The organism is Marinobacter piscis, assembly GCF_007671655.1.
In the GTDB taxonomy this organism is placed as follows: domain Bacteria; phylum Pseudomonadota; class Gammaproteobacteria; order Pseudomonadales; family Oleiphilaceae; genus Marinobacter; species Marinobacter piscensis.
On the sequence record NZ_VCGX01000001.1, the window covers coordinates 962691 to 982599 of the forward strand.

At 55.9% G+C, this 19909-nt stretch carries 18 protein-coding genes and 1 pseudogene; 6 read left to right on the top strand and 13 right to left on the bottom strand.

Features of this window, described 5'->3' with window-relative positions:
• Positions 1–2 precede the first annotated feature (2 nt).
• The 3 genes from FFI95_RS04430 to paaX form a co-directional block, all read right to left on the bottom strand.
• Positions 3–608, bottom strand: coding sequence for a cbb3-type cytochrome c oxidase subunit II (locus tag FFI95_RS04430; protein WP_144821168.1), 606 nt, complete (start codon positions 606–608; stop codon positions 3–5).
• Positions 605–2221 carry a cbb3-type cytochrome c oxidase subunit I gene (locus FFI95_RS04435; protein WP_144821169.1) on the bottom strand — a complete coding sequence of 539 codons (1617 nt, stop codon included), beginning with the start codon at positions 2219–2221 and terminating at the stop codon, positions 605–607. Before FFI95_RS04435 ends, FFI95_RS04430 begins: the two co-directional genes overlap by 4 nt.
• A gap of 222 nt (positions 2222–2443) precedes the next feature.
• Complete coding sequence (paaX, locus tag FFI95_RS04440; protein ID WP_144821170.1) at positions 2444–3421, bottom strand: phenylacetic acid degradation operon negative regulatory protein PaaX; 978 nt, start codon at positions 3419–3421, stop codon at positions 2444–2446.
• A 449-nt stretch (positions 3422–3870) separates the two neighbouring features.
• On the opposite strand from paaX, the gene FFI95_RS04445 reads away from it, so the two are divergent.
• From FFI95_RS04445 to FFI95_RS15450, 6 genes and pseudogenes are all read left to right on the top strand, one after another.
• Positions 3871–5031, top strand: a complete 1161-nt coding sequence (locus FFI95_RS04445; RefSeq protein WP_144821171.1) for an ABC transporter substrate-binding protein — start codon at positions 3871–3873, stop codon at positions 5029–5031.
• A 77-nt stretch (positions 5032–5108) separates the two neighbouring features.
• Positions 5109–5984, top strand: a complete 876-nt coding sequence (locus tag FFI95_RS04450) for a branched-chain amino acid ABC transporter permease (RefSeq protein WP_144821172.1) — start codon at positions 5109–5111, stop codon at positions 5982–5984.
• 2 nt (positions 5985–5986) lie between these two features.
• Positions 5987–6991, top strand: coding sequence for a branched-chain amino acid ABC transporter permease (locus tag FFI95_RS04455; RefSeq protein ID WP_246069384.1), 1005 nt, complete (start codon positions 5987–5989; stop codon positions 6989–6991).
• Positions 6988–7746 (top strand): ABC transporter ATP-binding protein, encoded by a 759-nt coding sequence (locus FFI95_RS04460; RefSeq protein ID WP_144821173.1) that lies wholly within the window; start codon positions 6988–6990, stop codon positions 7744–7746. Before FFI95_RS04455 ends, FFI95_RS04460 begins: the two co-directional genes overlap by 4 nt.
• A gap of 22 nt (positions 7747–7768) precedes the next feature.
• Positions 7769–8218 (top strand): annotated as a pseudogene (locus FFI95_RS15445) (hemerythrin domain-containing protein); the annotation flags it as partial.
• A 210-nt stretch (positions 8219–8428) separates the two neighbouring features.
• A complete protein-coding gene (locus tag FFI95_RS15450; protein ID WP_246069420.1) occupies positions 8429–9133 on the top strand; it encodes an ABC transporter ATP-binding protein in 705 nt (234 codons plus the stop codon).
• A gap of 65 nt (positions 9134–9198) precedes the next feature.
• On the opposite strand, the gene paaZ is transcribed toward FFI95_RS15450, so the two are convergent.
• The 10 genes from paaZ to paaH all read right to left on the bottom strand — a co-directional run bounded on the left by paaZ (position 9199) and on the right by paaH (position 19908).
• Positions 9199–11244: a phenylacetic acid degradation bifunctional protein PaaZ gene (gene paaZ, locus FFI95_RS04470; RefSeq protein WP_144821175.1), complete on the bottom strand. Its 2046-nt coding sequence runs from the start codon at positions 11242–11244 to the stop codon at positions 9199–9201.
• 20 nt (positions 11245–11264) lie between these two features.
• Positions 11265–12341, bottom strand: coding sequence for a 1,2-phenylacetyl-CoA epoxidase subunit PaaE (gene paaE / locus FFI95_RS04475; RefSeq protein ID WP_144821176.1), 1077 nt, complete (start codon positions 12339–12341; stop codon positions 11265–11267).
• A 13-nt stretch (positions 12342–12354) separates the two neighbouring features.
• Complete coding sequence (gene paaD / locus FFI95_RS04480) at positions 12355–12912, bottom strand: 1,2-phenylacetyl-CoA epoxidase subunit PaaD (protein WP_144821177.1); 558 nt, start codon at positions 12910–12912, stop codon at positions 12355–12357.
• Between the two features lie 32 nt (positions 12913–12944).
• The gene (gene paaC, locus FFI95_RS04485) at positions 12945–13709 is read right to left on the bottom strand and encodes a 1,2-phenylacetyl-CoA epoxidase subunit PaaC (RefSeq protein ID WP_144821178.1); all 765 of its coding nucleotides are present in this window, start codon (positions 13707–13709) and stop codon (positions 12945–12947) included.
• A 10-nt stretch (positions 13710–13719) separates the two neighbouring features.
• Positions 13720–14001 carry a 1,2-phenylacetyl-CoA epoxidase subunit PaaB gene (gene paaB / locus FFI95_RS04490; protein ID WP_144821179.1) on the bottom strand — a complete coding sequence of 94 codons (282 nt, stop codon included), beginning with the start codon at positions 13999–14001 and terminating at the stop codon, positions 13720–13722.
• Between the two features lie 14 nt (positions 14002–14015).
• Entirely contained in the window at positions 14016–15005 is a 990-nt protein-coding gene (gene paaA, locus FFI95_RS04495) for a 1,2-phenylacetyl-CoA epoxidase subunit PaaA (protein ID WP_144821180.1), read from the bottom strand.
• Positions 15006–15287: 282 nt separating this feature from the next.
• Entirely contained in the window at positions 15288–16595 is a 1308-nt protein-coding gene (gene paaK / locus FFI95_RS04500; RefSeq protein ID WP_144821181.1) for a phenylacetate--CoA ligase PaaK, read from the bottom strand.
• 93 nt (positions 16596–16688) lie between these two features.
• A complete protein-coding gene (gene pcaF / locus FFI95_RS04505) occupies positions 16689–17936 on the bottom strand; it encodes a 3-oxoadipyl-CoA thiolase (protein WP_144821182.1) in 1248 nt (415 codons plus the stop codon).
• On the bottom strand, positions 17933–18391 hold the full coding sequence (gene paaI, locus FFI95_RS04510; protein ID WP_144821183.1) for a hydroxyphenylacetyl-CoA thioesterase PaaI: 459 nt from the start codon (positions 18389–18391) through the stop codon (positions 17933–17935). The genes pcaF and paaI overlap by 4 nt, the downstream gene beginning before the upstream one ends.
• The gene (gene paaH / locus FFI95_RS04515; RefSeq protein WP_144821184.1) at positions 18388–19908 is read right to left on the bottom strand and encodes a 3-hydroxyacyl-CoA dehydrogenase PaaH; all 1521 of its coding nucleotides are present in this window, start codon (positions 19906–19908) and stop codon (positions 18388–18390) included. Before paaH ends, paaI begins: the two co-directional genes overlap by 4 nt.
• Position 19909: the final 1 nt, after the last annotated feature.

Consider the following 19909-nt stretch of genomic DNA (forward strand, 5'->3'; position numbering starts at 1 on the left):
CATTACTCCTCGGGTTTGTCAGTTTTCGGCAGGGTAGGGGCCGGATACGTGTGGTCGAGCGCCAGCATGTATTCAGCAAGTGCAAGCGCATCGTCTGTGGCCACAATTTTTCCGGATTCCGGACCATACGGCGGTGGTACGTTTACCACTTTATCGCCCTCTTCCGGTTCATCCACATGGCGGAACAGGAAGGGGTACGACGGCATGATGCTGCCTTTGATAATGGCCCTCGGGTTATAAAGGTGCATCAGTTGCCAGTCGATACTGGGCTGGCGCGCCCCTATGTTGAACAGATCCGGACCGGTACGCATGGTGCCCAGCAGGTGTGGCTGGTCGTAGGCGTAATCACCGGGTACGGACGGGCGGCCCCAGCCCCGGTCTTTATCGCCGGGGGCAAACCCCGGATCCCTGGGTTGCTGGCTGTGGCAGTAAACACAACCGTTGGCTATGTACACCTGCCGGCCGCGCTGCTGCTGTTCCGTGTAGGGTTCAAGGTCGGCCGGAACCTGCTCTGCTGACATTTGCAGATAGGGCATCACTACCAGGGTCAGAGTGGCCAGCAGCAGAATAAGCGCCGCGCCGACCATAATTGCGAGTGCGCGTTTCATTGTGAGGCCTCCTTGGCAGCAGGGCGAAAGAGTGTTGGTTGGTCGCTGGCTTTACCGCGATGCAGCAGCATGACGATAAAGTGGAAAGCAAACACCACGTGCCCCAGTGTCATCAGGGCGCCGCCGACGGTCCGGGCCTGTAGTGCCGGGAGTGTCATGCGAACAATGTCCATAAAGGGCATTTCCGCATCGAGCAATGCCAGACCCTGCTTCCAGCCACCAACGGTCAGCGCTACCACATAGATCAGGATGCCGGCGCTTACCAGCCAGAAGTGGAGGCTGATCAGCTTACGCCAGGGCCATTCCAGATTAGTGAGGCGCGGCATAATAAAGTAAACCGCACCAAACAGGATGAAGCTGAGGAAGGCGTACATACCCAGATGCGCATGGCCCACGGTGTAATGGGTAAAGTGGGTGATCACGTTAACGCTGCGCAGGGCCTCCATCGAGCCCTGCAGTGACGACACTGTGTACATGAGTGCACCAATCCACACAAAGCGCAGGGTGGGTGAGTCTTTCAGGCGTCCGAAGTTGCCTACCATGGTGCCGTGGTGGTTGATGGCAACGGTAATCACAGGCACCGACATCATCACACTGTGGACAATGGAAAGAGTGACCAGCCAGGTCGGGACCGGCCCACCGACCAGATGGTGAATGCCTACCTGGCTGTAAAACAGCGCCAGTGACCAGAAGCCGATCAGCGATAGCTGATAGGAAATAATCGGTTTGCCGAGGATTTTCGGAATCATGTAATAGGCAATACCAATGCCGATGGGCGTTACCCAGAGGCCAAGTACGTTATGAGCAAACCACCAGTTAACCGTCGCGCCGGAGGCGCCGGGGAAAACAAAGGGCAGATTGGCAATAAGGAACAGGATCGGAAACCACACCAGCGCCGCCATCAGGTACCAGCTTGTGACATAAAGATGTTCAACTTTCCGGTTAGCGGCGGTTAACAGTAATGGAATCGCGCAAAGAGCACCGCCCGCAACAAACAGAAGGTCGATCTGCCATGGGAACTCCAGCCATTCCTCACCATCGGACAGCCCCAGGGTAATGGCTCCCAGCCCTAGAATCAGACCGATATTCCAGATAACGCTGCCAAGAACGGCGTAGGTGCCGCCGACGAGTGAGGTTTTAAACAGTCTCGGAATCAGGAATAACGCTACGCCAATACCTGCCATGGACGCCCAGCCGTAGGTGACGGCGTTCAGGTGCACCGGGCGCACCCGGCCAAATGTGAGAAACTCACTGGCAACCAGAAACTCTGGCAGGTGCATTTTCAGCGAAGACATAAGGCCGAACAACGAGCCCAGAAGTAGCCAGAAAACCGAGGAACTGATCCAGGTGAGGACAGCGGCCCGGGACGACTGGTCGGCTGTCCACCGGGCTTTTATGGCGGCAGCCTGTTCATGGTTATCGCCGGTGAAGGTCTGGTCGTCCGGGCGTGCCGGGTCCTCACTGTGACCCTCCTCACCAGGAGTAAAAATAGTGCGTGCCGCAGCCTGGCCATGGCTGAACTGATTGTTGGCAATAGACCAGATCAGCAACAGCAAACCAACGGTAGAAAGCACGAAGGTTATGATCAGGAGGATGGCGATGGTAGGCGTCATAGTTCATCCTGTTGGTTTATTACAAATACATCTTCTGACAAGGCCATGTTAGTGCACAAAAGAGTGTTGGTCCTTTAAAGCAGTATTTGTATTCGTTTGGAAGATTACGAGAAGTCACAATACAGTAACGCGACAGACCTGATTGGACGATGGTTGTCGTTGTTCTAAGTCAAGTCCGGGCGTAAAAGTGATAACGCAGCCAGCTTTTGTGGCTGCGTTGTATCAAGCGGTTTCTATGGCAGGGGTTGAGGCAGGGGCAGTGAATGCCGGGGCGTCATCAAGCAGGCCTCCAAAGCGGCGGTAAAAACCCTGGCTGGGTCCGGGTAAGGGGCCGGAGGCGTTTTCCAGCAGTGTTGCCAGGTGCTCATCTGCACGGCTGTATATCACCCGATAGAGGTTACGGCAGAGTTGTTTTGCACTACGGCCCTCCCAGTCGCCTGGAAGCAGTTCGTCAGGTAGCAAAGGGTCCCGAAGGAGTATTTTCCGGTATTCATGAATGAGCAGAATACGCGCTGAAATACAGTCCTGGGGGCTCAGGTTGTCGTTGGTTTCGAGCTCCCGCCACAAGGGCCGGAACTGCTCCAGAAAACGTTTGTAGCGAAAGCCCAGCTCATCCAGATTCCAGCTCTCTTTCACCTGCCTGCGCAGGGCCTTTGGACTTCGTTGTGCCAGAGGCTGGGTCTGCATCACAATGGTGTCGTCCAGGGCACCCCACTCCTGTAACAGTGGCACCAGCTCATGGTAAGTGAAACGCGGGTGCTCCATGACACCGGTGGCCATGCTGCCGAAACTCAGCCACTTGAGCTCTTCGCGTACCCGGCTGCGAGTGTCCGGGTCCAGCTGGTTGAGAAAGACCAGGCACCAGCTGCCGTTCCAGTCATCGGTACCAAGCGAGTATACGTGTTCGAATGCCTGCTGGAAGCGTCTGAGGCCTGAGCCGGTGATGCTGTAATAGCTGCATCTTCCAACCTTTTCTGTCTGTAGCCAGCCTTCCTGAACCAGCCGGTAAACCGAGGTGCGCACCAGTCGCTCACTTATGCCCATGGGCTTCAGCAGTTTCATCAGACTGCCCAGCCACACATTACCGCCGCGGGGGTGAAGAATGTCGCCATAGGTGGTAATGATCAGAGATCCGGCCCGCAAAGGGCGTTTCTTCTGGAAATCCTGAACCAGGCTCTCAAGCTGATGTTTTGCAGACATAACACTCTTGTTCTCTATCAGGGTTTCGCAGTATCAGTAAACTGAAGCTGCGGCGCACGGGCGCCATTATCCTTGTTACAGCCACCGGGTAAAGCCGCTTGCCAACGAGACAATAGGCCGGTGGTTGTGGCGCTGCCATAAAAATGTACTAAGACATTGGTATGGATTGCGCTGAAACCGGTAGACCTGAAGCCTCTCTGTGTTGACACTGGGCTGGTGATACAATATTTTTCGTTGATATCTGTCAACGGTATCGTATTATTGGCTTGACGGATAGCCAGTAATGGCTCAGATAGACTAATGTCTGTCACACTGCGCTAAAGGCAGAATGCGGTAAAAGGTAACGTGACACAAAAAAATAAGCCTTTGCTGAAAAAGCGTTCTGTTTTTGGAAGTTCAAAGGTCAATAAAACCAAAACACCCTGATTACAACCGGGAGAACAACAACAATGTTCAAAACAATCACGCGCTGCGCCAGCAAGTTTGTGGCCATTGCGGCGGTTAGTCTGCTCGCAATGAACGTCCATGCTGCTGACCCCATACGCATCGGATCCTTTCTTTCAGTCACCGGGCCGGCCTCGTTTCTGGGTGATCCGGAACTGAAAACCCTGCAAATGTACGTTGAGAAAATCAACGAAAAAGGCGGTGTACTCGGCCGCCAGCTTGAACTTGTCCACTACGATGATGCTGGAAATGCGTCCAAAGCCCGAAACTTTGCCAGCCGGCTGATTCGTTCAGACCGGGTCGACATTATAGTCGGCGGCAGTACCACAGGCGCCACCATGGCAGCGGTACCAATGGTTGAGCAGGCGCGGATTCCCTTCATATCACTGGCCGGTGCGGTCGTCATAACCACGCCGGTAAAAGAATGGGTTTTCAAAACACCGCAATCGGATTATATGGCGGCCGTGCGTATCCTTAATGACATGAAGACCCAGGGGCTGAGTAAGGTTGGCCTGATTTCCGGTACCGGTGGTTTTGGCAGCTCCGGGCGTGAACAAACGCTTAAAGCGGTCAAGGAAATTGGTGGTATCGAGGTTGTCGGGGATGAAACCTACAGCGGTTCTGACACCGATATGACGGCACAGCTGACCAACCTGCGGAATGTTAAGGGTGTCGATACCATTCTTAACTTCGGTTTTGGTCAGGGGCCGGCGATTGTTACCCGCAACTATGATCAGCTGGGTATCGAGCTTCCGTTTTACCAGTCCCACGGCGTAGCCTCCGACGGCTTTCTGGAACTGGCCGGTGACAGTGCCGAAGGTCTCAGGTTGCCTGCGTCACCGTTGCTGGTCCCCGAGTCACTGCCGGAGTCTGATCCCCAGAAGCCAGTGGTCGAAGCTTACAAGAGTGAGTATGAAGAGCGCTGGGACGCCAAGGTGTCCACCTTTGGTGCCTACGCTTATGACGGCCTGATGCTGGCAGTTGCGGCTATCGAAAAAGCAGGCACAACTGACAAAGCCGCAGTCCGCGAGGCTCTGGAAAGCATTCAGGGACATGTAGGTGTTACCGGCACCTTTAACATGTCGGCCGATGATCACAATGGCCTGAAAGCGGACTCTTTCCGCATCCTGGAAGTCCGGGATGGTAGCTGGAAGCTGATTAACTAAGCCTGTACCCATCCGTACCACAGGCCGGCAGCAGGAACTAGAGACTGCTGCCGGCCCCTGCGCGAGCGGACCTGATTATGTTCTCTGAATTTCTGCAGTACCTGTTTACCGGCATCACCATTGGTGCCACTTATGCCCTGATCGCCCTGGGCTTTACTCTTATTTATAACGCCAGCCACGTCATCAACTTTGCTCAGGGCGAATTCCTGATGGTTGGCGGTATGGCAACGGTTTCTCTGACAGCAATGGGTGTTCCCATGCTGCTTGCGGTTGTGCTTGCTGTCATTCTGGCGGGTGTGCTGGGCATTGCCCTTCAGCGTCTGGCCATCGCGCCGGCTAAAAATGCGGATGTCGTAACGCTGATCATAATCACGATTGGTGCGTCCATTTTCATTCGTGGTCTGGCTCAGCTGGTCTGGGGCAAGGAATACCACGTTATGGCCAACTTCAGCAGCGATGAGCCCATACAGGTGTTCGGAGCCGTACTGAATACCCAAAGTCTCTGGGTGTTGGGTGTGGGGGCCATTCTCGTTGCAGTACTGGTGTACTTCTTTACGCGCACACTGACCGGCAAGGCCATTCTTGCCACCTCGATGAATAAAGACGCTGCCCGACTTGTAGGTATCCGGACCCAGGTTGTACTGATGCTGGCGTTCATGGTGTCGGCACTGCTGGGGTCAATCGCCGGAATTGTGGTGGCGCCTATTACTTTTACCTCCTATGACATTGGCATCATTCTGGGCCTTAAAGGGTTTGTTGCTGCCGCCATTGGTGGCCTGGGCAGCGGCATGGGTGCTGTCGTAGGTGGCCTGGCACTCGGGGTTGTTGAGGCCATGGCCGCCGGCTACCTGTCTTCGGATTACAAAGATGCAGTGGCCTTTTCAATGATTCTGCTGGTGTTGTTCTTCCTGCCCCGGGGCCTGTTTGGCGCCAAAGTTGTGGAGCGGGTGTGATCATGGCTCAACTTTCTCAGTTTCGTCTTAAAGGCCTGCTTATTCTGGCCATTGTGATATTCGCTGTGCCGCTGTTTATTACCAACCCTTTTCACTATGGCCTGGCGACCCAAATAGCGTTGATCGCCGGCGCTGTGGTCGGTCTTAATCTGTTGGTGGGTTTTGCCGGTCAGATCAGTCTGGGGCATGCCGGCTTTTTCGGGCTGGGTGCGTATTTCAGCGCCATCACAACCAGTACTTATGGCTGGTCTGCCATACCCGCCCTGGTCGTGGGTGCCATAGGCGTGGCGATCATTGCCTGGGTTGTGGGACGCCCGATCTTGCGTCTGAAGGGGCATTACCTCTCCATGGCCACCCTGGCGGTGGGCTTCATCATCGCGATTATTCTCAATAATGAGCGGGAAATTACGGGCGGGCCGGACGGTATGCCTGTCGTGCCCTTTGATGTCTTTGGCTGGGAGCTCAGCCCCTTCGGTCAGTACACCTTGTTTGGCATGGAAATCAGCGGTGACCTGGCCTGGTATCTGTTTGCCGGGGTTATCCTCCTGGTGGCTGTGTGGCTGGCACAGAACCTGATTGACTCGCCCATTGGCCGGGCGTTGCGCTCTGTGCATGGTTCCGAGGTGGCCGCCAGTGTGGTTGGTGTGAACACAGCAAAGTATAAAAGCCTGGTTTTTGTGATTTCTGCAGTCTACGCCAGTGTGATGGGGGCGCTCTACGCGCACTATCAGGGATTTGTAACCCCTGCTATCGCCGGTTTTGACTTCTCCATCATATTGATAACCATGGTTGTTCTCGGAGGAATGGGTTCGACCATTGGCGTCATTATTGGTGCCGTTGTGCTGGAGCTTCTGCCGCAATTGCTGGCGGATTTTCAGGATATGGAGATGGTGCTGTTCGGGTTGATTCTGATGCTGACCATGATTTTTATGCCTAAAGGGTTGTTGCCTACTGCAGCTAACCTGCTGGCCAAACGACGCAAGAAATCCGCCGGAGGTGACGTATGACTGCTCTGGTGGAAGTTAACAATCTGTCCAAGGCCTTCGGCGGCGTACACGCAGTTGAGGACGTCAGTTTTTCAGTGGAGGCCGGGCAGGTGTACTCGGTGATCGGGCCGAACGGCGCTGGCAAAACCACACTGTTTAATCTGATTACCGGTCTTTATACCCCCACCAGTGGTGACGTGAAGCTGAACGGCGAAAGCACGGTCAGGCTGCAGCCGAATGAGCTTGCGGAGCGGGGCATGTGCCGGACGTTCCAGCAGATGCAGATCTGCATGAACATGACGGCCATGGAAAACGTCATGCTTGGCCGGCACCTGACGCTGAAGAGCAATCTATTAACCACGTTGTTCCGTTTGCCTGCACTCACACGGGATGAAAAGGCGGCCAGAGAAAAAGCCACCGAGCTGATGGAGTTTGTGGGCTGTGGGGAGTACCTCAATGCGGAAGCCTCGGCCATGTCTTATGGCGCCCTGAAGCGCCTGGAGATCGCCCGGGCGCTGGCTGCAGAGCCTAAAATTGTATTGCTGGATGAGCCGGCAGCCGGCCTGAACGCGGTAGAAACCGCAGCTCTGGAAGAGCTGATCCGCAAGATTGCAGCACAGGGTATTACCGTCATGCTGGTGGAGCACGATATGAAGCTGGTGATGGGAATCTCCGATCGTTTGCTGGTGCTCAATTACGGGCGGGTACTGGCGGAAGGCACGCCGGAACAGATTCGCTCAAACCCGGATGTGATTGCAGCCTACCTGGGCGGTTAAACGGAGTGAGGAAATAACGACAATGACACAGACACCGACCAACGTAGCGCCTGAAGACAGCTATAGCTCGCAAGCCATCAGTACCATCGTTCAGGAGCACCAGGCGCTTTGGCGCGTACTCGATCTGCTGGATCAGCTCCAGCATGATATGAACATCAATGAACAGCAGCCCGATGAAACGCTGTACAGCACAATATTCGATTACATTCAGCACTTTGCGCGGAGTGTACACAGCTCACCGGATGAGATTGTGCTGTACCGCCTGCTGGGAGAAAAGTCTCCGGAAACAAAACCGTTGCTGGACAAACTGGCGCACGGATATGAAATTGGTGACCAGAAGATCAATGAATTGCGTGAACTCCTCCGGCTATGCATGGAGCACTGGCCGGATGGACGGGAAGAGCTGAGCCATGCCCTGGCGCGCTTTACGGAAGCTTTGCGCAAGCACATTAAAAAGGAAGAGGGGGTGGTGATTCCCCGGGCCAGAAAATGCCTGAGTGAAGACGACTGGCAGTTAATCACGGAATCCCGTGACCTCGCCAATGACCCGCTGTTTGGCGAACGCGTGCGGGATGAGTTCCGTGAGCTACGGCACCGGATTGTCAGCTTCACCCCTGAGCGCCTCGGAGGGCTGGGCCTTCAGCATGCACCGCGCAGGACGGCCCCCCATGCAACAGAAGAGATGCTCACTATCAGTGGGCTGACGACGTCTTATGGACAGATCGAAGCGCTTCATGGCGTGGATATCCAGATCAATAGCGGGGAAATTGTGTCCCTGGTGGGAGCCAACGGCGCGGGAAAGTCGACCCTGCTGATGACCATCTCTGGCCTGCAGCCCGTCGACAGCGGCAGCATTACCTTTGAAGGTAAGGACCTGAAGAAGGTCAGTGCCGACCAGAGGGTTGCCAAAGGCATTGTACAGGTGCCAGAGGGCCGACAGGTCTTCAAGGACCTGAGTGTGGAGGACAACCTGTTGCTGGGGGCTTACACACGCGGGCGCGGCCCGGAAGTGGAAGACGATCTCGACCGTATGTACGAGAAGTTCCCCATATTGAGGCAAAAGCGCCGTAACCTGGCAGGTGAGTTATCCGGTGGTCAGCAACAGATGCTGGCTATGGGGCGCGCCCTGATGGCCAGGCCCCGGCTGTTGCTACTGGATGAGCCCAGTATGGGGCTGGCCCCCCTGATAATTGAAGAAATTTTCAACATCATCAAAGAATTGAAAAACGAAGGGATGACGATATTTCTGGTGGAACAGAATGCGTCACAGGCCCTGGCTCTTGCCGATCGTGGCTATGTACTGGAAACGGGCAATGTGGTCGTGGAAGGTTCTGGCCGTGAACTGCTGAGCAATGAGAAGGTGCGCGAGGCGTATCTGGGCATGTAAAAACACCAGATACAAAAAAACCGCCAGGGCCTAAGCTGCTGGCGGTTTTTTTATGGCCGGAAAAATTATTCCGGCTTCTTGGCAACCAGTGTCAGAATGTCGTAGCTGGCAACCAGCTCGTCGTGCTGGTTGGTGACTTCAACATCCCAGGCCACAACGCCCTGTGGATGACCGTCCGGCGATGTCCGGCCCTGGTCAATCTTGCGCTTACAGGTCAGGCGGGCACGGATGGTGTCCCCCGGTGCGACCGGCTCGATAAAGCGCAGTGTGTCCAGACCGTAGTTGGCCAGTACCGGCCCTTCGGCAGGGTGGATGAACATGCCGGCGGCTGCAGACAGCACGAAATAGCCGTGGGCAATGCGCTTGCCGAACTGACTGTTTTGCGCAGCAATTTCATCAAAGTGCATGTAGAAATGGTCGCCTGAGAGGCAGCCAAAGTTCACCAGGTCTGCCTCGGTCACCGTACGGCGGTGCGTCAGCAATGACTGGTTAATCTGCAGGTCTTCAAAGTGATAACGGAACGGGTGCTTATCTGTCTCGAAGACTTTGGCGCCGCGGACATACTCACGGGTAACCGCAGCCAGCATGGTGGGTGAGCCCTGGATAGCCGTGCGCTGCAGGTAATGGAATACCGCACGGATACCACCCAGCTCTTCGCCACCACCGGCGCGACCCGGGCCACCGTGCTTCAGCATCGGCAGGGGAGAACCATGGCCGGTAGACTCTTTGGCAGCTTCCGCATCCAGCAGATGCAGACGACCGTGGTAAGACGCCAGCGCCGGTGCCAGTTCGGCAACAATAGCCGGATCACGGGTAGTCACTGTGGTTACCAGTGAGCCACGACCTTTGGCAACAAGCTCAACGGCTTCGTCCAGCGTGTTGTAAGGAATGATTGTGGCCACCGGGCCAAAGGCCTCGATGTCGTGGGCGCCGCAGCCGTTCTCGGGATTGCGGCATAGCAGAAGATGCGGCTCGATGAATGCGCCGTTCTCGGTGCCTTCGCCGGTGGGCTTGAAGGTACCGTCACCCCCAAAGACCAGCTCACTGGTTTTCAGCAGTTCCTGGATACTTCCCTTGACGTCTTCCAGCTGATCGATGGATGCAAGTGCCCCCATGCGAACGCCTTCAACAGACGGATCACCGGTGGTGATTTTGCTCAGTCGCGCCTTGAGCTTGTCGCACACAGCCTCAACCTGCTCCTGCGGCACCATCACCCGGCGGATCGCTGTACACTTCTGACCCGCCTTGGCAACCATTTCGCGGCCGATTTCTCGCACAAAAAGATCAAACTCTTCATGATCCGGGGTCACGTCCGGTGCCAGAACCGCACTGTTCAGTGAGTCGGCCTCGGCGTTGAACGGTATGGAGCGATGAACGATGTTGGGATGGTTGCGCAGCATCCGTGCGGTTTTGGCTGAGCCAGTGAAGGTAACCACGTCCTGCTCTTCCAGATGGTCAAACAGGTCGCCGGTGCTACCGATAATCAGCTGCAGACTGCCTTCTGGCAGGGCACCTGATTCGTGCATGAGGCGTACGGCCAGTTCTGTCACATAACTGGTGGACGTAGCAGGCTTCACAATCGAAGGCATACCCGCCAGGAAGGTGGGGGCGAACTTTTCCAGCATACCCCACACCGGGAAGTTATAGGCGTCGATATGAATGGCTACACCGTTGCGGGGCACCATGATGTGGGTACCCGCAAAGTGATTGTTTTTACCCAGTGGCAGGACGGGGCCTTCGTGTACCACGTTGCCTGAGGGCAGTTCCCGACGCCCCATGCTGGAGTAGGAGAACAGTGTGCCGAAGCCACCATCGATGTCGATACCATTATCGGATTTGCTGGAGCCTGTATGCATTGAAAGAGCGTAGAGCTCTTTCTTGTGCTCCTGCAGATAGATGGCCATGGCTTTCAGTGCCAGGGCACGTTCCTGAAAATCCATGTCTTTCAGGTTTTTGCCGCCAACCGTGCGGCCGTATTCAACGGCCTTTTTGAAATCCAGAGTATCGTCGTGGGTATGCGCAACGATCTCGCCGTTGATGGCACTGGGCAGCGCTTTTGCCTGCTGCTCGCCAATCCATTCACCGGCAATAAAGCTTTTAAGAACTGACATCTACAAAAACTCCAGTATTACTATTCGTCGTAGTCGAGGGTTACCTTGTCACTGACGGGGTAGCACTGGCATGACAGTACATAGCCTGCTTCCACTTCGTAGTCTTCCAGCGCAAAGTTCTGGTCCATTTCCACTTCCCCTTCCACCACTTTGGCACGGCAGGTAGAGCATACGCCGGCCTTGCAGGAGAAGGGCAGGTCGGCCCCTTCTTCATTACCGGCATCAAGGATGCTCTTGGTATCTCGTACCAGGTCGAAGGTCATTGACCGGCCGTCGGCTTTGACCGTGACGACACTGACAGCCTGCGGGTCAACCTTGGTTTCTGCGCGGTCTTTACGGGACTGAGGTACACCCCCGGCGGGGGTAAAGAGTTCGTAGTGAACCTTTGACTTGTCCAGGCCGTGGCGGACCAGAGAGTCACGCACGGTTTCTGTCAGCATCTGCGGGCCGCACAAAAAGGCGCTGGTCAGATTTTTGGCATCGATCCAGTGATCAAACAGCTGATCACATTTTTCGGCGTCGATACGACCGTTGTACAAATCGATGTCCTGCTCTTCCCGGGTAAATATGTACACCAGGTTGAAGCGGGTCATGTATTCGTTCTTCAGGTCCTGCAGCTGGTCGCGGAACATGGTGCTGGCAGTACCCTTGTTGCCGTAGAACAGGGTGAACTGGCTTTTGGGTTCGGTTTCCAGCGTGGTTTTTATAATCGACAGAATCGGAGTGATCCCACTGCCGGCTGCCACAGCCAGGTAGTGACCTTCACGCTCAGGATCCAGGTCAATTCCGAAGGTGCCCTGGGGCGGCATCACTTCGAGCGTGGCCCCGGGCTTCAGCTGTTCGTTGGCAAAATTGGAGAAGACGCCACCTGGTACACGCTTAACAGCAATGCGCAGTTCTTCATCATTCACACTGGAGCAAATGGAATAGGTGCGACGCACCTCTTCACCGTCCATCTTGGTCCGCACCACAATGTGCTGACCTTGCTTGTACTTGAATTTATCTGCCACATCTTCGGGCAGATCAAAGCACAGGGATACGGCGTTTCTTGTTTCTGGCGTAACCTCTTTGAGAGGCAGCGAGTAGAATTTGTTCATGATCGTATCGGCTCTATATGCATTTGAAGTAGTCGAAAGGCTCCCGGCAATCAAGGCAGCGATAAAGCGCCTTACAGGCAGTTGAGCCGAATTCGCTGATGCGTTCAGTGTGTTCGCTGCCGCAGAGTGGGCAGGCGATGACCTCATCGACACCCAGCAGGCTCATTTTGCTGGCATTGCCCTTGGGCGGAGCTATGCCAAATGCCCGGAGTTTTTCCCGGCCTTCTTCGGTTATCCAGTCTGTGGTCCAGGCCGGCGTCAGCACCCGGTTAATCTGTGGGTCGCGGATGCCGGCAGCACGCATGGCTTCGACAACCAGCTCTTCAATAAGCTCGGTTGCCGGGCAGCCGGAGTAGGTAGGCGTAACGTCTATGGTCAGATGTTTGCCGTCCCAGTCCACGCGGCGAATAATGCCAAGCTCGACCACACTGACGGCGGGCACCTCCGGGTCTTTGACGTTATCCAGCAATTCCCAGATTGCTTCCTCTGTCAGCAGTTCGGGCCGGGCGTTTGCCGGTACCCGGTCGCTGGCGATCAGTATGTCTACAGACGATGGTTCACGTTCAATCACCGGAGGTACTCCTCTATATCAGTCAGACCGGCTTACCAGGTTGTCGCATCCGGATAGGCGCGAGGCAGAAACTGCATCACGGCCAGGAGGTGGCCCAGGTGTTCGGTGTGCTCACCACGCTTACCACCCATATACATCCAGGCGTCTTCAGCGCCAGGTGTGACGGTGGCCTGAGCGGCGACTTCACGCACCATGCCGAGCCAATCCTGTTTCAGTTGCTCAGGATCCGGGCCGATACCCGCCTTGAACATGGCGTGGTCAACCTCATCCGGAGTAATCAGTTCGCCGGTGAAACGCCACAGAATATCGAAGGCATCCTGCATGCGACGGTGACTTTCTTCTGTGCCGTCACCCATACGCTTGACCCACTCGGAAGAGCGGCGCAGATGGTAAGTGGCTTCTTTAACGGCCTTGGCAGCAATGGTAGCGATACGCTCATCACTGGCGTTCACCAGAGCTTTCAGGGTGAAGTAGTGCCAGACATCAAAGAAAAACTGGCGCGCGATCGTAACGGCGTAGTCTTCATTAGGCTGTTCTACCATCAACAGGTTGCGATACTCGTGCGCATCCCGCAGAAAAACCAGGTTGTCCGCATCGCGGCCGTCGTTGATCAGTTCGGCGGCGTACTCATACCAGTTCCGCGCCTGACCGATCAGGTCAAGCGCTACGTTGGTTGACGCCAGCTCTTCTTCCAGGGCCGGGGCCTTGCCAACCAGCTCACTCAGGCGCTGACCCAGAATGATGTCGGAGTCGGCAAGGCGGAGCAGATATTCCTGTAATGCTTGTTGCTGTGTCATTGGGTGCTCCTTACATGTGCCCGACTTCGTCAGGCAGCTTGTAGAACGAAGCGTGCCGGTAAATTTTGTCTTCGGATGGATCGAACAGGATTTCTTTCTCATCCGACGCCGAGGCCGTAATGGTTTCGGAAGGGACAACCCAGATACTTACCCCTTCGTTACGACGGGTGTACAGCTCACGGGCGTTCTCCATGGCCATTTCGTTGTCGGCAGCGTGTACGCTGCCGACATGTTTGTGGTTAAGGCCGTGCTTACTGCGAACGAAAACTTCGTAAAGGCGCCATTCAGACATTGCTCTCTCTCCTGTTATGCGGCGTCGCGCTGTTGTTTTTTGGCGGCATAGGCAACGGCTGCATCCCGTACCCAAGCACCTTCATCAATGGCTTTGCGGCGAGTACCGATACGTTCACGGTTACAGGGGCCGTTGCCTTTAAGAACGTCGTAAAACTCTTTCCAGTTGATCTCGCCAAAGTCGTAGTGGCCGGTTTCTTCGTTCCACTTCAGATCCGGGTCTGGTGCTGTGCAGCCCAGGAACTCCAGCTGAGGTACTGTCTGGTCAATAAACATCTGGCGCAGCTCGTCGTTACTCTTGCGCTTGATTTTCCAGACCATGGACTGTTGCGAGTTGGGGGACTCGTCATCATGGGGACCGAACATCATCAGCGCCGGCCACCAAAGACGGTTAATGGCATCCTGTACCATATCCTTCTGCTCCTGCGTGCCTTCACGCATCATGTCCAGAAGAATCTGGTAACCCTGGCGCTGGTGGAAGCTCTCTTCCTTACAGATGCGGACCATGGCGCGGGAATAGGGGCCATAGGAAGTACGCTGCAGTACCACCTGGTTCACAATGGCTGCGCCATCAACCAGCCAGCCCACTGCGCCCATGTCGGCCCAGTTGAGCGTCGGATAGTTAAAGATGCTTGAGTACTTGGCTTTGCCATCGTGCAGCTTCTGGATTTCTTCGTCGCGATCGGCGCCCAGAGTTTCCATGGCGCTGTACAGGTACAGGCCGTGGCCTGCTTCGTCCTGGATCTTGGCCATCAGCTGCAGTTTGCGCTTCAGGGTAGGCGCACGGGTAACCCAGTTGCCTTCCGGCAGCATGCCGACAATTTCTGAGTGGGCATGCTGGGAGATCTGGCGAACCAGTGTTTTGCGGTAGCCTTCCGGCATCCAGTTCTTGGCTTCAATTTTCGTTTCGGCATCAATTTTCTCCTGGAAATCTCTCTCTTCGGGAGACATTTCTTCCAGGGTTTTGAGGCGCTTTGTACCGGTATCAACCATTTGTGCGTACATAACTCTCTCCGAGTCTGGCTTGTTTTTAATCTGCTCTAGGCGCATAGCAGTGCACTGTGAACTGTCACAGGCATTAACTTCATAGTATATGATACTGAATAAATATCAATGAAAGCTATTCTGTATCATGTTGAGGTTTAAGACTTTTGTCGTATCTTTAAGTGATTGAAAATTAAACAAACTGGTTATGGTATTAAGAAATGCTTTTGAGTTTTCTAAAAGGGAAGAAAAAATAAATCGTTGGTAAGAGGTGTTGTGTACACCCCTTACCAGCTGAAGGCTTTAGTCTTTACGACGGTCAAATACGTGCTTGGCCTTGCCCTCAGAGCGGCTCAGGGTCCCTGAGTCCATAACCTGCACGCGGGTGCTGATGCCAATGTAGGATTTGATGTGATGGCTCAACTCTTTGGCCGCATTCTCTTTGGTGATTTCGCCCTCTGCTCCCGGCTTCAGTTCAACCCGGATATCCACGAAGTCCAGGTTGCCTTTCTTGTACACTTCAATTTCATAGTAAGGTGCCAGGGCACGGCACTTCAGTACCTGTTCTTCAATCTGGCTGGGGAACAGGTTGACCCCGCGAACAATCAGCATGTCGTCGCTGCGACCTGTGATTTTGTCGATGCGGCGCATCGGGCGGGCAGTGCCCGGCAGCAAACGGGTAAGATCGCGGGTACGGTAGCGCAGAACCGGCATGGCTACCTTGGTGAGTGAGGTGAATACCAGTTCGCCGTACTCACCATCGGGCAATACTTCGCCCGTGTCCGGATTGATGATTTCCGGGTAGAAGTGGTCTTCCCAGATGGTAGGACCGTCTTTGGTTTCCAGGCATTCCATACCCACACCCGGGCCCATGACTTCGGACAGGCCATAGATATCCAGTGCCTGGATACCCAGGCGCTCTTCAAGCTCCGAACGCATGCTGTCGGTCCAGGGCTCAGCACCAAAAATACCCAGCCGCAATGGCAGTTTTTTGGGGTCAATGCCCTGGCGGTCCAGCTCGTCGGCAATGTTCAGCATATAGGAAGGCGTGACCATAATAAGGTCGGGCTCAAAATCACTGATCAACTGTACCTGCTTTTCCGTCTGTCCACCTGACATGGGAATAACCGTGCAGCCGAGGCGCTCAGCGCCATAGTGGGCACCCAGGCCACCCGTGAACAGGCCGTATCCGTAAGCAATATGAATCTTGTCGCCAGAGCTGCCGCCGCCGGCACGGATTGAACGTGCAACAATGTCGGCCCAGGTTTCAATGTCGCCTTTGGTGTAGCCGACAACGGTGGGCTTGCCGGTAGTACCACTGGAAGCGTGTACCCGCACGACCTTTTTCATGGGCACAGCAAACATGCCGAACGGGTAATGGTCCCGCAGGTTATCTTTGGCCGTGAAGGGAATCTTGGAAATGTCTTCCAGTGTGTTGATGTCCATTGGCTTCAGGCCAATGGTATCAAACGCATTACGGTAAAAGGGCACGTTGGTGTAGGCGTGCCAGACACTCCAGCGCAGGCGCTGAAGCTGCTCATGGCGAAGTTCGTCCACGCTGGCGGTTTCCATCCGGTCCAGCTTGCCGAGTTTATGCATGGGTAGGCTCATAACGATTTCCTGCTTTGTTCTTGTTGGCCCGGCGTGCGGCACCGGACCAGTGTCAGTTTGTGATGTGGGCCCGGCGAAGCCGGACCGGTGTTGTTATTCCGCTGTGTCAGTGCGCTCGATGATCATGGCGATACCCTGGCCTACACCAATGCACATGGTGCACAGGGCATAACGTGCACTCTGACCTTGCTGGTGGCGACGCTCCAGCTCATTCAGCGCGGTAGTGACAAGACGTGCGCCGCTCATGCCCAGAGGGTGGCCTAGAGCAATTGCACCGCCGTTGGGGTTCACGTGCTCGGCATCGTCGGGCAGGCCCAGGTCGCGAAGCACGGCCAGTGCCTGGGCGGCAAAGGCTTCGTTGAGCTCAATCACATCCATATCCGCCAGCTCCAAGCCCGCGGTTTTCAGAACCTTGCGGGTGGCCGGCGCCGGGCCCATGCCCATAATGCGGGGCTCAACACCGGCTGTAGCCATGGCCACAACCCGTGCGCGGGGCTTGAGGTTGTGTTGTTTCAGAGCGTCGCCACTGGCAAGCAACAGGGCGCAGGCGCCGTCGTTTACACCGGATGCGTTACCGGCGGTGACGGTACCGTTGTCACGGAAGGGGGTTCCCAGTCCGGCAAGCTTTTCCAGGCTGGTTTCCCGCGGATGTTCATCCGTATCGACAATGAGCGGATCCTGTTTACGGCGGGGAACACTCACCGGCACAATTTCGCTGGCAAAAAAGCCGGCGTTGCGGGCGGCTGCCGTACGCTGCTGGCTGCGCAGAGCAAAGGCATCCTGGTCTTCACGGGAAATGTTGAAGTCGGCCGCCACGTTCTCAGCGGTTTCCGGCATGGAGTCAATGCCGTACTGCTTCTTCAGAACCGGGTTCACAAAGCGCCAGCCAATGGTAGTGTCGAACAACTCGGCCTTGCGGCTGAACCCGGATTCGGCCTTGCCCATCACAAACGGCGCCCGGGACATAGACTCTACGCCGCCGGCCAGCATCAGGTTGGTTTCGCCGGTACGCAGTGCGCGGGCAGCGCTGCCGATGGCGTCCATTCCGGAGCCGCACAGCCGGTTAATGGTGCTGCCGGGTACGTCTACAGGCAGTCCGGCCAGCAGCAGTGACATGCGGGCCACGTCCCGGTTGTCCTCGCCGGCCTGGTTGGCACAGCCGTAAAGCACATCGTCTACGGCGGCCCAGTCAAGGTCGCTGTAGCGGTCTTTCAGGGCTTTCATGGGAATGGCACCCAGGTCGTCTGCGCGGACCGTTGAGAGGGAGCCACCGTAACGGCCTACGGGTGTACGTACAGCGTCTACTATGTAGGCATTTTCAAGGTGTTTTTCGTTGCTCATTGATCGTTCTCCGACTGGATGACTTCGCCACGTACCTGATAGGACTTGCCGCGAAACAGGGCGATAACATGGCCGTCCTGGTTGGTGAGGGTTATATCGTATACACCGGTGCGGTTGCCGCGTGACTGCTCAACCGCGGTGGCAGTCAGCACGTCACCTTCACGGGCACCAAGCATATACTCGATGGAACAGCCCGATGCCACTGTTGCCTTGTTATAGCTATTGCAAGCGAAGGCAAAAGCAGAGTCAGCAAGGGTAAACAGGTAACCACCATGGCAGGAGCCGTGCCCCTGGATCATGATACTGGTGACTGGCATGGTGACCGTAGCCTTACCCGGGGATACGTGGGTGATTTCCATTCCCAGGTTACGACTGGCTTCATCCCGCGCGTACATGGACTCAGCGCAGTCCTGTGCCAGTTTTTGGGCTTCGGGTGACTGGTGCTCGTTGCTCATGAGTAAAACCCCTTTTCGGCGAACCGGTTCTTGCGCAGCAGCAGCGCGGGTCGATAGCGATCTTCGCCATAGCTTTGCTGGAGGTGTGTCAGGACCTGGTGAACAAGGCTGAAGCCGAGGCTGTCGCTCCAACGCAGTGGGCCTTCCGGGTAGTTGAGGCCGGCTTTCATGGCAAGATCTATATCACTGACTGTGGCGACGCCGTGCAGAGCCGCATCAGCGGCTTCGTTTGCCAGGGTGGCAACGGTGCGCATAATGACCAGACCCGGACGGTCGGCAATGTGGCTTACGGCAATGCCGGCCTTCTGGAGCAGGGCGCTGGCATCACTTACAGCCTGTGCCGATGCCTGTTCGGCGCTGGCAATCGCGAGACGACTTGCTTTGGTGTAATCAAATGCCAGGTCCACCAGAACCAGGTTGTTGCAGGCCTCGGCCGCCGCACGCTCTGTTGCCATACGGCCGTCGGTCAGTGCCAGTACGGCGTCGCCAAACTGCAGGCGGCCGGGGCCATCCCGCTCGATGACGTTCAGCCCGCACTCACTCAGACGCGTGACCAGAGGAGCCAGAGGCCCCGGGTTGCCTTCCACAATCAATGTATCGGCTTCGCTGCTGACGGCTGCTACGGTTGCCGGTTCGGGCTTTTGTGAGTCGTCGGTATAGCTGTAAAAGCCCTGACCGTTTTTGCGGCCCAGCCGGCCAGCCTCCACCAGTTCTTTCTGCACCAGGGAAGGCAGAAAGCGGGTGTCCTGATAGTAGGAATTGAACACCGACGTGGTCACGGCATAGTTAACATCGTGGCCGATCAGGTCGGTCAGCTCAAAGGGTCCCATACGGAAGCCACCAGCCTCGCGCACAATGGCATCGAGTGTGGCACTGTCCGCTGTCTGCTCCTGCAGCAGGCGCAGGCTTTCTGCATAAAATGGCCGTGCAACCCGGTTAACAATAAAGCCCGGTGTTGAGGTGGCGGTGACCGGTTTTTTGCCCCACTGGCCTGCGGTGGCGTAAACACACTTGGCAACGTCGTCACTGGTGGCCAGGCCTTTGATGACTTCTACCAGAGCCATTAAGGGCGCCGGGTTAAAGAAGTGCATGCCGACCAGGCGCTCTGGGTGCTGCATTTCAGCACTCAGGGCGGTTACGGAGATGGACGAGGTGTTCGTAGCCAGGATTGTGCTGTCGTCACAGAGTGCTTCAAGGTCAGCGAGAAGGCTGCGCTTGATATCAAGGTCTTCAACAATGGCCTCGATGACCAGTCCCGCCTCTGCAAGCTCTTTGAGCTCGTTAACCGGTTTGATGCGATCAAGCAGTGCATCCAGGTCGGCCTGCTCCATCTTCCCCTTGTCTACACGGCGCTGCAGAATGTTGGCAATACTCTGACGGCCAGCTTCTGCTGCACCTTCACGCTGGTCGAGAAGGAAAACCTGATGACCTGCCTGGCCGGCTACCTGGGCAATGCCGGAGCCCATGGCGCCGGCGCCAATCACGGCAACAGGGACGGAGGTGGCAAGTGGCTGCATG